Source organism: Siphonobacter sp. SORGH_AS_0500 (assembly GCF_031453245.1).
Classification (GTDB): Bacteria; Bacteroidota; Bacteroidia; order Cytophagales; family Spirosomataceae; genus Siphonobacter.
This window is the reverse complement of sequence record NZ_JAVIYT010000001.1, coordinates 2,879,543-2,893,795: the sequence shown is the minus strand read 5'-3', so window position 1 is coordinate 2,893,795 and position 14,253 is coordinate 2,879,543. Positions and strand designations below refer to the sequence as shown.

The following is a 14,253-nucleotide window of genomic DNA, read 5'->3' as shown; positions in this document are numbered from 1 at the left end:
CCTGTGGCAGCTGACTTATTGCCTGAATTCCCCGGATGAAATCCGGGGCTATTCATATTTAACCCCGCTGGGGTTTTGGGATTAGATTGGTTAGTCCGCGTTTATAAGTCGGATTCGTGAGAATGGCGTCTGTGACGCTTCGCATTTACAAAAAACGCTACCCGGTTTACAGGTAGCGTTTTTATTACTAATTATCTAGGGCTTATAAAGTCCGAACCTTGATGTTTTTCCAACGAACTTTAATACCTCCGCCATCGTGAATTTGCAAGGCGATGCTGCCCGCACGCGAACCAAACGCATCGTCAGTCATCGTTACCATTTCCTGACCATTGAGCCAGGAGGTTACTGTGTTCCCCTGCACTTTAATTTTCATCGTATTCCATTCGCCCATTTTCAGAGCTTTATCCTTAGCAGGGTCGGGTTTAATGAGCCAGCCGCGACCGTAAGATTCATAAATACCACCCGTCGAATGATTCGGGGGGGCCACTTCTACCTGCCAGCCGGATACTTTCGTTCCTTCGATGGACGAGTGAAAGAAAATGCCACTGTTGCCATCCGCTTCCTGTAGAAACTGGGCTTCTACTTCAAAATCCTTGAACTGCTCTTCCGTAGCCAGGTAGCCGTATTGTTTGTCCGGGCCACTTTCGCAGATGAGTTCGCCGTTTTTCACGTACCACTTTTCGGTACCGTATACCTTCCAGCCCGCAAGATCTTTCCCATTAAAAAGTGACTTCCATTTTTCTTTCAATGGGCGTTCAGCCGACGCAACGAAGCTGAGACAAAATAAAGCAAGAATAAAAATAGGTGACGTACGCATGGAATAGAGAGTTAAGTTAAAATGTTTAATCTGAGATTTTCCCTAAAAAAGGGAGAAGGCCCAATTTAGGGATCGAATGTGTGATCCCCAAATGTGGGCCTTCTCTTCATTGATTTGGAGATTATTATTCGATGGTAACTACCCAATCGTCCTGTTCAACCACCGTGCCTTCACTTAGAGCAATGGACGTGATTTTACCGGCAATCGGAGCGGCTACGATACTTTCCATTTTCATGGCTTCAATAACGAAGAGCGGTTGATTTTTCTTCACCTCTTCACCTTCTTTCACCTGAATACGGCTCAAGCGACCTTGAAGCGGAGCACCTACCTGTCCGGCTTTGGTTACTTTTTCATTTTGGGATTTCGTAGCCTTGAACGCATTATCCTTGATCGAAATCCGGCGGGCCTGACCGTTCAGATCAAACGTTACCGTACGGTGGCCTGTTTCGTCAGGCTCCGATACGTAAGACAGTTTGATCATGATCGTCTTTCCTTCCTGAATCGTTACCAGAATTTCCTCGTCCAGTTTCAGACCATAGAAAAACGCTGGAGTGGGAAGCTTACTCACATCACCGTAACGATCAGAAGCAACGTAGAAATCTTCGTAAACTTTCGGATACATTTTGTAACTCAGGTAATCCAGGAAAGCTCCGTCGTTACCCATGTAGAATTCGGCGTTCGGGAATTTCTTCTTGAATGCTGCGAAATCTTCTTCCAGGTCGAGTGGAGGTAAGCTATCGTTCGGACGGCCTTTGATGGGTTCTTCATCCCGTAAAACGATTTTCTGAAGCTCTTCGGGGAAACCGCCCACGGGTTGACCCAGTTCGCCTTTCAGGAATCCTTTAACAGATTCAGGGAAACTTAAAGAATCGCCACGAGTGAATACGTCTTCCGACGTCAGATTATTGGAGGTCATGAAAATAGCCATGTCGCCCACTACTTTAGACGACGGGGTCACCTTCACAATATCCCCAAACAACTGGTTCGCCGTGATGTAGTTTTTCTTCAGTATTTCAAATTTGTCACCAACGCCCAGTGAAATGGCTTGTTGACGAAGGTTTGAGAACTGACCGCCGGGTACTTCGTTTTCGTATACCTCAGCCGAGCCCGAACGCATACCACTTTCAAAGGGATAATAGTACTCCCGTACATCTTCCCAATACGTCGAATATTGATTCAGTAAAGGAAGGTCAATCGGATGTTCCCGCTCGTGTCCTTCCATCATCGCCACTACCGAGTTGAAGTTGGGCTGAGAAGTCAGACCAGACATCGCCGCAATGGAACAATCAACCACGTCTACTCCTGCTTCAATCGCTTTTAGGTACGTAGCAGGCTGAATGGACGAAGTATCATGCGTGTGTAAGTGTACGGGAATGCTAAGTACTTTCTTCAGTTCACTTACCAGAATCGAAGCCTGCTGAGGCTTCAGTAAGCCTGCCATGTCTTTGATACACAGCATGTGAGCCCCTAAATCTTCAAGCTGACGAGCCAGATCCAGGTAATACTGAAGTGAATATTTGTAATTGGGATTATTCTTATATTGGAGGAAATCACCGGTGTAACAGATCGCTGCCTCGGCAATACCGCCCGTACGTTCCTGAACGGCTTTGATGGATACTTTCATCGCATCAATCCAGTTGAGCGAATCAAAAATGCGGAAGACATCCACTCCTGATTCCCAGGATTTTTCAACGAAAGTCTCAATTAAATTGTCTGGGTACGCTGAGTAGCCCACCGCGTTACTACCCCGGAATAGCATCTGGAGTAACATATTCGGCATGGCTTCGCGGAATTGACGCAGACGAGTCCAGGGGTTTTCATGAAGGAAACGCATGGAGACATCAAACGTGGCTCCACCCCAAACTTCCATGGAGAATAATTGCGGGAATGATTTCGCAAAACCGGAAGCCACTTCCAGCATATCGTCGGTACGAACCCGCGTAGCCAGCAGTGATTGATGACTGTCCCGGAAAGTCGTATCGGTGTATAAAATCGTATTATGTTCCTTTACCCATTCGGCGAATTTTGCAGGACCCATACGATTCAGGCGATCCTTATTACCCAGAGGAAACTCGCTGAAAGGATCAACGGGAGGCACAATGGGAGTGCGGAATGTCTTCTCGTTTTTAATCTTTACATCGGGGTTCCCGTTCACGATTACTTCGCCCAGGTAACGTAGCAGCTTCGTCGAGCGATCCTGTGATTTGCGGAAATTGAAAAGCTCAGGAGAGTTGTCGATGAACTGCACCGTACACGCACCCGACTGGAACGTAGGGTGGGCAAGTACATTCTGAAGGAAAGGAATGTTGGTTTTTACCCCACGAATCCGGAATTCAACCAAAGCTCGTTCCAGACGTTGAATGGCTCCCTTGAACGTTCGTCCAGAGGAAGAAACCTTCACCAGCATTGAATCGAAGTAAGGAGAAATCTTCATGCCGGGGTACGTCGAACCTTCGTCCAGACGAATACCGAAACCAGCGGCGTTACGATAGGCGATGATCGTACCAAAATCAGGTTTGAATCCGTTGGCAGGATCTTCCGTCGTAATCCGACACTGAATGGCAAAGCCATCCATTTCGATATCTTCCTGTCCGTGCAGGTAAATACCATTGTCGGACAGTTTATAATTCATCGCTACCAGTAACTGGCTGCGAACCAGATCAATACCTGTAATTTCTTCGGTAATGGTGTGCTCTACCTGAATCCGGGGGTTTACCTCAATAAAGTAAATGTTTTCTTCTTTATCGACGAGGAACTCAACCGTACCCGCACAGGAGTAATTCACTGCTTTACCAATCGCAACGGCATATTCGTAGAGCTTCTCCCGGGTTTCCTGTTTCAGGTTTACCGAGGGAGCAATCTCTACTACTTTCTGGAAACGACGCTGAACCGAACAATCCCGCTCAAAGAGGTGAACCAGATTTCCGTGCTGATCGCCGAGTAACTGAACCTCAATGTGTTTGGGGTTTTCAATGAACTTCTCAATGAAGATGGTATCATCGCCAAAAGCATTTTTAGCTTCGTTACGAGCTTCGTTATAAGAACGCTCCAGCGATTCTGCATCCCGTACCACCCGCATGCCTCGACCGCCACCACCCGCGGCGGCTTTCAGCATCAGAGGATAGCCAATGCGTTCGGCTTCGGCCAGTACTTTCTCTGCGGGTTCGCCTTTGATTTTCGCATCCTGAATAACGGGCAAACCGGCCTTAATGGCAGTTTCCTTCGCAATTACCTTATCGCCCAGAGCCTGCATAGCTTCCGGCGATGGACCTACGAAAATGATATTTTCTTCCCGGCAACGAGTCGCCAGATAGGTATTCTCACTCAGGAAGCCATACCCAGGATGGATGGCGTCGATCTTCTTACGCTTAGCCAGAGCAATCAGCCCTTCTACATCAAGGTAAGGTTTCAGCGGATCTTCGTCACGGCCAATCTGGTAAGCTTCGTCAGCCTTATATCGGTGAAGGGAATAACGGTCTTCATAGGTATAAACAGCAACGGTCTGTATGCCTAATTCCGTAGCGGCCCGCATGATGCGAATGGCAATTTCACCGCGGTTAGCTACCAGCAGGCGTTTAATTTTACGGACGTATTCAGGAGTCATGCAGTAATGAGGTTAAACAAAATAAGTCTATTACGTTTGGAGGCGAACCGCAGTTCACAGAATTTTCATACTAAAAACCTCTTGACTGCAAATATGCAAACTTGCCAAAAGAAATGCCGTATTCTTTGAGAATTTCTAAATGAAATTTGGCTAATCTTAAAAAATTCACAAGAACACTTGGTTATTTACAATACGACTATTAAGGTATTATACCTATCGGTCTATCCATAAAGGACAGATCTGGGCCAAAAGAACCATTCCCGCCAGACGGTAGGGCTATGCATTTCCCGAATGGATCTTTACATCTTTAATTGACTTAATAGCAGATGCTGGAAGATAAGTAAAACTGGAAGAAATTTATTAAAGGTGAGGTAAATCTTGCGGGATAAGCACAAAAAAGCCCCGTGTTATTTTGAACACGGGGCCGAAGTAGAGGGAAACGACTGCTTATTTATAAGGCAAACAGAACACCGATGGCAAAAAACAATCCACTTACAATATAAAATACTTTGGGTTGGACGCCTGGTACGTGTTCGGTACCAAGGGTAGCATCTTCGGGATTTCCTACGTTGTAGCGAACGGGTATTCTTGAACCTACCTGTAGAGGATTATTAAAACCTTCTTCGCCTAGAGCTAAAAACTGATGATTACCTACGTTGAATTTAACCTGAGGGAAGTGCAGAGGGTAATTTCCCATTTTATCATCCCGGTTGTATTTTTTAAATACTTCAACAACGACTCCTTCAGCCGTGGCCGACTGTTGTAACCATTGCTGGCGACGATTCGCAAAATAAAATCCAACGCCCAGGCAAAGAATAGCAATTCCGATGAAGGGTAACATAAATTCCGCACCAGGTTGAGTCATACCCGGCGTGCGGGGTAGGGACATCGTAAGTATGTTATTAAAAAACAAATTCATGGCTTTATACAAGATGATTGCTTCGAGTGCAAAAAGACACGAGTGATAATAGAAGTGTCTTTATTTTTGACAAAAATCTTGTATTTATAGCAGATAATCAAATACTTACAATGGCGTAATGCGTGTGAGGCAAGTGACAAAAAGAGGCATTTCGAATAGAAAAATGCAGTTTTAAGCAAAAACAGGTTTTCTAAATAGGATGCCAAACAAAATATTGTTCGATTTGTAGAAAAATACGTTTTAAAAGAGGGTAGAAAAAAAAATAAATAATTTTGACCTGATTAATTGTACTATTCTTTGATAATGTTTTGTTACGGTCGGGTTTATGCATTAGCTGATCTAGGTATTTACACCCGAGCCAAATGATTTTTTAGTAGGTATTTGATTTTGTAAAATAATATTTGGCAAAGAATACTTGAAAAATAATTTACGCATTCATGAAAAAGGCACAAAAAAAGTCTGACCGAAGCCAGACTTTTCTGTTATGATCATAAAATTCGAATCCCCCAAAGGGCTGAATCTTAGTAGTGACGAGGGGAGTTGTAAGCAGCAAAAGCAGCTCCAACCAGCAGGGTGCCCAAAATTGCAGTAAGCGTATCTCCGAAGATCCAGAGAATCGCAGCTATTAATAAGAAACCACCTAATTGAGGAGCCTTTGCAGAAGAGGTTGATTCGCTATTTGATGACATGATGAAATTCTTTTTAGATATGGCACAAAAATAAAAGCTAAGGCCTAAACTGCCAAGTACTTTTTAAGGCTTTTGCTGCTTTTGTTCACGACGACGCTTCACCAGACGTACCGCAGTCATGATTAACACCGCAAAAATGATTAATCCGATAACTCCGTAAATCCAGTCGAGAGCATTTTTCAAAACGACTAGAAAAACAATGGCGAAGAGTAACACGGTGGCTACTTCGTTCCAGAGCCGCAATTGAATGGAGGTATGCCGAAAGTGGTCTTTCCGCAATTCGAGAATTAATTTCCGACAGTAAAAATGATAGGCAATGACCCCGGCAACGAAGGTTAACTTCAGGTGCATCCACGGTTGCTGAAGCCAGAAGGGGAATAAATAAAGCATCCAGCTTGCCGAAAGGATTGTTAACCACATGGCCGGAACCATGATGGCATTGAAGAGTAACTTCTCATTGCGTTTGTATTCTGCAGAAAGAATGCCGCGAGCAGGCTCGGGCTTGGCATGGGCTTCGGTATGATAAACTAGGAGTCGGGGTAAATAAAACAGACCTGCAAACCAGCTCACCACAAAGATGATGTGCAATGATTTGAGATATTCGTATGGAAAAGGCATAATGTAGTAATGAAGAATGATGGATGCGTGAATCCACTACAAATATACAGCCCGACAAGGGGTAGAAGGGCACGACGGGTAATAAATGCAGGGAGTTTGGATGATAAAAGTCATTGGAATGCCTGCGAAGGCGAGGGAGCTTTGTGTCGTAACGGTTAGTAATGCGAGAAGCCCAAAGAACAATGAACGAGTCCGAGTTAATCCAGAAATATGACGTGGCCGGGCCACGATACACGAGTTACCCAACGGTTCCCTTTTGGGACGTGGATACCTTTTCTGCCGAAATCTGGAAGCAGCGATTGCGGCAGCAGTTTCAAAACACTGGTGGTCAGGTAAGCCTGTATATTCACTTGCCCTATTGTGAAAGTCTGTGTACGTTCTGTGGATGTCACAAACGCATTACTAAAAACCACGGCGTCGAAAAAAGTTACCTGGAAGCTGTATTGAAGGAATGGCAATTATATCTGGATGAGCTGCCAAAACGTCCCAGCATTGCTGAAATTCATTTGGGGGGCGGCACCCCCACCTTTTTTTCAGCCGAAAACCTACGTTGGTTTCTGGAGCAATTATTGATTGGAGGGGAGCTGGCAGAACACATTGACTTTGGCTTTGAGGGGCACCCCAATAATACAACGGCGGAGCATTTAACGGTTTTGCATCAACTGGGCTTTCGCCGGGTCAGCTTTGGCGTTCAGGATTATGACCTGCGGGTACAAAAAGCAATCCATCGAATTCAGCCTTTTGCGAATGTGGAGCGAGTTACCACGCAGGCTCGCAACATAGGGTATACATCGGTGAGCCATGATCTGGTCTATGGCTTGCCCTTTCAGACGATGGAAGGAGTAGAGGAAACCATCCGAAAAACCATCGCTCTGCGACCTGATCGTATCTCTTATTATTCCTACGCCCACGTGCCCTGGATCAAAGGAACCGGACAACGAGGGTTTCAGGATGAAGATATTCCGAAAGGAGCCGTCAAGAGGGCTTTTTATGAACGGGGCCGGGAGTTATTACTCGCAGCCGGTTATACCGAAATTGGCATGGATCATTTTGCCTTACCGCATGATCCGCTCTGTCAGGCGATGCAAGCGGGAACGCTACACCGAAATTTCATGGGGTATACCACGACTCGTTCAGAAGTGATGATTGGGCTGGGAGCTTCTTCCATTTCGGATTGCTGGACGGCTTTTGCCCAGAATGAAAAGGACATTGAGGCGTATATTGCCAAAGTCAGTGAAGGCATTTTGCCGCTTATCAAAGGGCATGCTCTGACCGACGAGGACTTAACAATCCGGCAGCAGATCCTTAACCTGATGTGCCGCTTTGAATCCCAGGGTATGCCTGCATCGCTGGAAATGCTTGAAGAGCTCAGGAATGACGGGCTGGTGACGTATAGTAAAGAACGTGTCGTGATTACTGAAAGGGGCCGAGCTTTTATTCGGAATATTTGCATGGCCTATGACAAAAAACTTAAAGAGCAGAGCAATGCCGAACGGCTCTTTTCCAGAACGGTGTAATGGCTTGAGTGAATGAAAATTCAAGAACCTAAGAGCTTATCTAAAAGGTAAGAGTTACATAATAAGGAAGTAAGCCTCTCCCCACTTCAGAGACGGTTGGAGGAAGCGTTTATGCAGCCATCGGTGATCGAAAGCGAAGGAGCTTACTTGACCTCGGACAGGTTTCTGTTGGTAACTCGTTACTTCCCCGGATTTCATCCGGGGCTATCCAGCCCGGGGTCCATCCAGCCCGGGGTCCATCCAGACCGGGTCTACCTATATTGAACCCCGCTGGGGTTGTTGTTAAAATAGGTTTACAGAAAATAACCCCGGAGGGGTTAAACACAGATAGCCCCGGTCTGGATGGACCCCGGCTGGATAGCCCCTAATGAAATCCGGGGCATAGCAAATCGAATAAAATCTACCACTGGTGCGAGATGAAATATAGAGGCCTCTACTGGCCTTATTTTTTTAGAGGTTATCGATTAAATGTAAGGCCCGTCATGTTTCGTTTTTTCTGTTTTTTTTTATTTTGCTTATGCTGGGCCACCGTTGGATGGACTCAGGAACTGGATGAATTAGTCTTGCAAACCAAGGAATCTGTTCACACCATTGATACTACCTATATTAAATCCTTCGAACGACAACTGGCGGCCCGGGTTTACCTTTCTCAAAAATACAGTCGCTTATTAATTAAAACGCCCTCTAGTAAAATAGCTTTTCATCCTAATTCAAGCCTTAATCTGGGGATAGGAGCTACGTACGAATCCGTTACGCTCAATCTGGCCTTAGGTTTTCCTTTTCTAAATCCTGAGCGTGGCCAGGGGAAATCAAAATACCTAGATTTGCAGTCGCACCTCTACAATAGAAACTGGGTAGCTGATATTTACGGCCAGTTTTACAAGGGATATTACCTTACCTCCCAAAGCCTGGCGGATAACATCCCGGAACCCTATTACCAACGCCCCGACGTATACCTTCGCATGGGTGGAGTATCGTATTATCGCCTGACGAACGGTAACCGCTTTTCCTACCGGGCAGCATTGGTTCAGAATGAATGGCAGAAAAAATCCGCTGGTACCTGGCTTTACGGAGCCGAAATTTTTTATGGAGCCATGGGCGGCGACAGTACCCTGGCTCCAACGGCTTATATCCATGATTTTAAGGTAAGTAAGATACGATTCTTTAAGCTGGGACCAGGGGGGGGGTATGCCTATACCTGGGTTATGAATCGCCATTTCTTTGTGACGGGCTCTTTGACTGCAAATCTGAATTTATCCATGAGTTCAGAGAATACGGGAAATGCATTCGGGAAGGTCAATGTTCATGTACGGCCTAACTTTAATTATCGGGCTTCCATTGGCTATAACTCTGAAAAATGGATGCTTAAGCTGTCGCTGGTGCAGTCGGACGTAAGCGTCAATGGAGCTTCTGATACTGAATATTTGGTTCGAACCGGTAACTATCGGTTCACGTATACCCGCCGCTTTCCGCCGGGTCGTAAGCTTAGGAATTTAGCGGACCAAAAACGTAAATTACTTGGGAATTAAGAATTATGTAGTTTTGAGTTTCCATTGACAAACGGGTTTTAGTAACCTTGGCCCTCTAAATCGTATCCCTATATGTTTGCAAAACTTACCTTAAGTGCCGCCCTTTTAAGCCTAGTTCATATGTCAAACGCTCAGAAAACGGATGATTACCATCTGCTGGTAGGAACCTACACTCAGAAAGAAAGTGAAGGAATTTATGTGTATCATTTCAATACCAAAACCGGAGAATTTAGTCGCGAAAGTGTGGCCAAAGGGTTGAAAAATCCCTCTTTTCTGGCTATTTCTCCCGATCAGAAAAAGGTATATTCTGTTGGAGAAATGGACAACGGGGGAGCCGTATACGCCTTTTCGTTCGACAATGCTTCCGGGAAACTGGAAAAACTCAGTACGGAATCGTCGGGTGGAGCGGGTCCCTGCCATATTGCCGTTGATAAGACCGGAAAGTGGGTGATGGTGGGTAACTACGGCGGTGGCAGTTTAAGCATCCTTCCGGTATTACCTACGGGCGGGGTTGGTGCTCCCTTGAAAACGATTCAACACGAAGGCTCGGGGCCGAATAAGCAACGCCAGGAGAAAGCTCACGTGCATTCCATCAATATTGCCGATAATAACCTGGATGTCTACGTACCTGATTTGGGAATCGACGAAATTACGCATTACCAGCTCGACTCAAAAAATGGCACCCTTAAGGAAGCCAAGCCTACCCGTACCTCGCCCGGAGCGGGGCCTCGCCACTTTACTTTTCACCCCAGTCAGAAATTCGCTTATGTGATTAATGAGCTGGACATGACCGTCACGGCTTATAATTACAATAAAGATGGTTCATTATCGGATATCCAGACGATTTCAACCGTTCCGGCAGATTTCAAGGGAACGAATATTTGTGCCGATATTCATATTTCGCCCGATGGTAAATTTTTGTACGGATCCAATCGGGGCCATGACAGCATTGTCTGCTATTCTATTGATTCCAGCACGGGAAAACTGACTTTAGTCGAAATAACCCCCTCGGGAGGGAAACATCCCCGTAACTTTGCCATTGATCCCTCGGGTCGGCTGGTGTTGGTAGCCAACCGTGACACAGATAATATTGTCATTTTCAATCGCAATGCTCAGACGGGAAAATTAACGCCCACAGGTAAGGAAATTTCATTATCTATGCCCGTTTGTTTGAAGTTAATCCCGAAAAAATAAGAAATGATCATCAGCCCGATGTTGATTGATCCAATGTCGAGCTGACGGTCAATGCAATCACCTTTCTATTTCCCATTAAAAGCTACTATGGTTTTTCGTCTCATTCAACCGTCAGATAATAAGCGTCTGGCTGAAATTATTCGTTCAGGCATCGAAGAATTTGGGGTGCCGCTGGAAGGTACAGCTCACACTGATCCTACGACGGATGATTTGTACATGCTTTTTCGGAAATCGGGTTCCGTGTATTGGGTGGCAGAAGTAGATGGCCTGATTCTGGGTGGTTGTGGCGTTTCGCCAACGCCGGGGTTACCTGATGGCTGTGCGGAATTAGTGCGTTTCTTTTTAAGCCCCGAAGCTCGGGGAAAAGGCATTGGCAAGTACCTGATGCAACGGTGTTTTGAAACCGCCATTACCCTCGGTTACCGACAGTTATACCTGGAAACTTTTCCGGAAATGTCTTCGGCGGTAGGTATGTATGAGCACATGGGCTTTTACTACATTCCGCAGGCTCTGGGTAACTCCGGGCATTACAGTTGTACAATCTGGATGCTGAAAGATTTATAACGTTTTTTCGTACCAGTGGTGGCTCTGATTCTCGTAGTAAAAATCTTCGATGATCTGGAACCCCAGCTTTTCCATGATCCGGCAGGAGCCTGTATTTTCGACATCTGCGAACCCAACGAGTAAGGGGAGTTTCATTACCTCGAAGGCGTAGGTGCAACAGGCTTCGGCTGCTTCAAAGGCGTAGCCCTGTTGCCAGTAAGCCGGAAGAAGCCGATAGCCGAGATCATGGAAGTTTGTTTTTCCGTTAAGGACGCAATCATTCATAAATTTGAGTCCACACCAGCCCATAAAAGCTCCCATTTCGCGGTGTTCTACCATCCAGCGACCAATGCCATTTTGAATATACTGAGCTCGAATGTATTCAATCATTGCTTGACTTTCTTCAATTGACTGGGACGGCTTTCTCAAGAATTTCATTACTTCTGGATTCGAATCTAGTTCAAAAAGGGCTAGGGCATCTTTCTGTTCCAGGTCTCTCAACGTTAATCGCGGGGTTTGTAAATGAACATTCATGGTCTGGTAGGGGCTAGGTATATGTAAAAAATCCCCATCCAAAGGACGAGGATTTATAAAATTATAGCGGCACCCAGGTGGATCGTTTACCTGAATTGGGCACTTTATGAGAGCACCTCGCTACTGTTGTTTGGCGGCGAAGCTAACAAGTACCGGTAGAAAAAGAAAAGTTTATTTAATTATTGATTTATCAGTGATTGATGAATAATCTTCAACAGCGTCCGTCCAGGGCTTGGAACCTAACGCAAATGGTAGTTGCTAAAACCTTCACCGATGTTATGGTTACTCAGGTTCCTGCATACCACGTTCGTCCAAGACTTTGTCACGAATGGTTGAGGAAAGCGTCTGCGACGCTGAGCGTTACAAATGCTTTTTTCACAAATCCGCGTTGGAAAAGCGGACGAACAGAAACAATAGGGAGTCTCGCACCCGTGGCTGAAATAGCACCCCTCCCTCTGTCATCTCGAACGCAGTGAGAGAACTTCTGTAGAATGGGACGGCTTGGATTTTGTTAGCGTTTCCACAAAGCCAAGTAAATGATTAAAAGGTAATCTTGTGCCCCTCAAGCGATAGATGTTATTGCCCACCGTGGTTTCGCAGTGTCCCCGGATGGAATCCAGGGACGACGTAACATTCGAGAACAAAAAATTTCCCGAGATCAAGTAATGCCCCAAAGATCATAAGGTCCTTCGCTCTGGATGGCAGAGTGGAAGATCGATCTATAGATAATACTGTTCTTCTGCGACACTTAGCGTTACAAACGCTTTTCTCATGAATCCGCGTTGGAAACGTGGACTAATGGGGTGTAAACGAAATCCTCCAACGGTTTTCTAGCTTCTTTGCAGAAAACCGTTGGAGGATTTCGTTTATTCAGAATGTAGGCTCTTAAAACTAAATTATTTCTTAGTTAGCTCCCGGATCACGTTCACTTCTTCGACTTTGTAGGGGCTGCCGTCTTTTCGGAATACTTCGTGAAACCAGAGCTTGGGCTCTTCACCACTCGGAATGGGTTCATCCCAGGCATAATAGGTATTGGTTTTTCCCTGAACTAAACCCCAGTTGATAGCTCCGACCTTATACTTTTTGAAAATGGGTAAACAGGTTTCGAACAAGCTGTTATGCTTACGAGCCATGTATTCGGTGCAAATCATGGGGCGACCTAACTTCTGAAGTTCCAGAATCTGCTTCTCCAGATTATCCGCAGGTTTGTAATTGTGGAAGGAAATAATATCCGAATTGGCAAACATGAATTCGTTCGATAACGGATGCTCCGTCCACCAGCCCGAAGTGATAGGTTGCGTAGGTTTCGCCGCCCGTGCCCATTCAAATGACTTGATGAGCAGAGGCATGACCGCATCGTTATAACCATTGTTAGTGGGTTCGTTGAATAAGTCCCAGCCCCAGACGCGTTGATCTTTTCCGAAGGCGGTAATTACGCCTTTCGTATAGGCTTCCAGACTACCCCAGGTCCGGGAATCGAACATTCGTTTAGTACCCGGTGCCCGCAGCCAGCCTGAGTTATGTACGCCGGGTTTAGGTTCGGGTTGTTTACCCAATTTCGGGTCGTCATTCCAGCAGGAATCAAAAAGCACAAACAGAATTTTGATCTGGTGTTTATCCGCGATGGTGAGGAATTCGTTCATGCGTTTTTTTAGCCCCTCGGGATCTTTCTCCCACAAGAGATTATGCAAAAACACCCGCATGATGTTCATCCCGATGTCATGAGCCCAGCCCAGTTCTTTATCAATCGTTTTCGGGTCCCAGGTGTCTTCCTGCCAGAATTCCAACTGGTTGATAGCCGTGCTGGGTGTGAAATTGGCTCCCACAGGCCAGGGCTGTCGGGCATACCATTCATTGGCTTTTTGAGCCGACCAGCGTCCCGGGATAACCTTTACGGGTTCGCCCGTGGTGGTTTGGGCCTGAGCAGTGCCCAGTAACAGAGAGAAGGTAAGGAGGGTAAGAAAACTATGGATCATAAGAGGTTTGAGGATTATGAATAACTGGTGTTAAGAAATAAAGATGAAGGTAGATGAAATCGCGGGTACTAAGTACTAAACGTGGGTTGGGTTACCATCACAAGTAGCGAATGCCTTGCAAAGGTATTCGAATAAATGCAAGCAGGACCAAGGACAAGTACGCGAGCTTTCCCCTTGAGTGACTGAAGCGATTAATGGAATAATTCACAGGATTAATAGACTTTGATTTCTGCATTGAAAAACTTATTCTTATAAAGGTTGAAAAAAATATATAAAAAATTATAAAACAGACTCGGGGTATCGCTCGCTCCAC

Annotated in this window: 11 protein-coding genes; 4 read left to right on the top strand and 7 right to left on the bottom strand. The window is 45.7% G+C overall.

Translation table 11 applies throughout. The features are described 5' to 3' along the window. Positions 1-202: 202 nt before the first annotated feature. The 5 genes from QE357_RS12255 to QE357_RS12235 form a co-directional block, all read right to left on the bottom strand. Positions 203-817: a DUF1080 domain-containing protein gene (locus QE357_RS12255; protein ID WP_309707754.1), complete on the bottom strand. Its 615-nt coding sequence runs from the start codon at positions 815-817 to the stop codon at positions 203-205. Between the two features lie 124 nt (positions 818-941). After that, a complete protein-coding gene (locus QE357_RS12250) occupies positions 942-4,421 on the bottom strand; it encodes a pyruvate carboxylase (protein ID WP_307143267.1) in 3,480 nt (1,159 codons plus the stop codon). 451 nt (positions 4,422-4,872) lie between these two features. Continuing rightward, the gene (locus QE357_RS12245; protein WP_309707752.1) at positions 4,873-5,340 is read right to left on the bottom strand and encodes a DUF3592 domain-containing protein; all 468 of its coding nucleotides are present in this window, start codon (positions 5,338-5,340) and stop codon (positions 4,873-4,875) included. Between the two features lie 521 nt (positions 5,341-5,861). Then, the gene (locus QE357_RS12240) at positions 5,862-6,029 is read right to left on the bottom strand and encodes a hypothetical protein (RefSeq protein WP_307143265.1); all 168 of its coding nucleotides are present in this window, start codon (positions 6,027-6,029) and stop codon (positions 5,862-5,864) included. A 63-nt stretch (positions 6,030-6,092) separates the two neighbouring features. Then, on the bottom strand, positions 6,093-6,647 hold the full coding sequence (locus tag QE357_RS12235) for a CopD family protein (RefSeq protein WP_307143264.1): 555 nt from the start codon (positions 6,645-6,647) through the stop codon (positions 6,093-6,095). A gap of 182 nt (positions 6,648-6,829) precedes the next feature. Between QE357_RS12235 and hemN the strand changes: the two genes are divergently transcribed. From hemN to QE357_RS12215, 4 genes are all read left to right on the top strand, one after another. Further along, entirely contained in the window at positions 6,830-8,164 is a 1,335-nt protein-coding gene (hemN, locus tag QE357_RS12230) for an oxygen-independent coproporphyrinogen III oxidase (protein ID WP_309707749.1), read from the top strand. 482 nt (positions 8,165-8,646) lie between these two features. Further along, positions 8,647-9,693: a DUF4421 domain-containing protein gene (locus QE357_RS12225; protein WP_309707747.1), complete on the top strand. Its 1,047-nt coding sequence runs from the start codon at positions 8,647-8,649 to the stop codon at positions 9,691-9,693. 72 nt (positions 9,694-9,765) lie between these two features. Beyond that, positions 9,766-10,887 (top strand): lactonase family protein, encoded by a 1,122-nt coding sequence (locus QE357_RS12220; protein WP_309707745.1) that lies wholly within the window; start codon positions 9,766-9,768, stop codon positions 10,885-10,887. Positions 10,888-10,974: 87 nt separating this feature from the next. Beyond that, positions 10,975-11,451 (top strand): GNAT family N-acetyltransferase, encoded by a 477-nt coding sequence (locus QE357_RS12215; RefSeq protein ID WP_309707743.1) that lies wholly within the window; start codon positions 10,975-10,977, stop codon positions 11,449-11,451. Here the strand turns inward: QE357_RS12215 and QE357_RS12210 are convergent. After that, a complete protein-coding gene (locus QE357_RS12210; protein ID WP_309707741.1) occupies positions 11,446-11,964 on the bottom strand; it encodes a GNAT family N-acetyltransferase in 519 nt (172 codons plus the stop codon). The two genes, QE357_RS12215 and QE357_RS12210, sit on opposite strands and share 6 nt — an antisense overlap. A gap of 896 nt (positions 11,965-12,860) precedes the next feature. Continuing rightward, positions 12,861-13,940, bottom strand: a complete 1,080-nt coding sequence (locus QE357_RS12205; RefSeq protein ID WP_309707739.1) for a cellulase family glycosylhydrolase — start codon at positions 13,938-13,940, stop codon at positions 12,861-12,863. Positions 13,941-14,253: the final 313 nt, after the last annotated feature.

Excerpts from the sequence above, each read along its gene's own strand:
- QE357_RS12250 (WP_307143267.1), bottom strand. The coding sequence starts at position 4,421 with ATGACTCCTGAATACGTCCGTAAAATTAAACGCCTGCTGGTAGCTAAC.
- QE357_RS12215 (WP_309707743.1), top strand. The coding sequence starts at position 10,975 with ATGGTTTTTCGTCTCATTCAACCGTCAGATAATAAGCGTCTGGCTGAA.
- QE357_RS12225 (WP_309707747.1), top strand. The coding sequence starts at position 8,647 with ATGTTTCGTTTTTTCTGTTTTTTTTTATTTTGCTTATGCTGGGCCACC.
- hemN (WP_309707749.1), top strand. The coding sequence starts at position 6,830 with ATGAACGAGTCCGAGTTAATCCAGAAATATGACGTGGCCGGGCCACGA.
- QE357_RS12245 (WP_309707752.1), bottom strand. The coding sequence starts at position 5,340 with ATGAATTTGTTTTTTAATAACATACTTACGATGTCCCTACCCCGCACG.
- QE357_RS12235 (WP_307143264.1), bottom strand. The coding sequence starts at position 6,647 with ATGCCTTTTCCATACGAATATCTCAAATCATTGCACATCATCTTTGTG.
- QE357_RS12205 (WP_309707739.1), bottom strand. The coding sequence starts at position 13,940 with ATGATCCATAGTTTTCTTACCCTCCTTACCTTCTCTCTGTTACTGGGC.
- QE357_RS12220 (WP_309707745.1), top strand. The coding sequence starts at position 9,766 with ATGTTTGCAAAACTTACCTTAAGTGCCGCCCTTTTAAGCCTAGTTCAT.
- QE357_RS12255 (WP_309707754.1), bottom strand. The coding sequence starts at position 817 with ATGCGTACGTCACCTATTTTTATTCTTGCTTTATTTTGTCTCAGCTTC.
- QE357_RS12240 (WP_307143265.1), bottom strand. The coding sequence starts at position 6,029 with ATGTCATCAAATAGCGAATCAACCTCTTCTGCAAAGGCTCCTCAATTA.
- QE357_RS12210 (WP_309707741.1), bottom strand. The coding sequence starts at position 11,964 with ATGAATGTTCATTTACAAACCCCGCGATTAACGTTGAGAGACCTGGAA.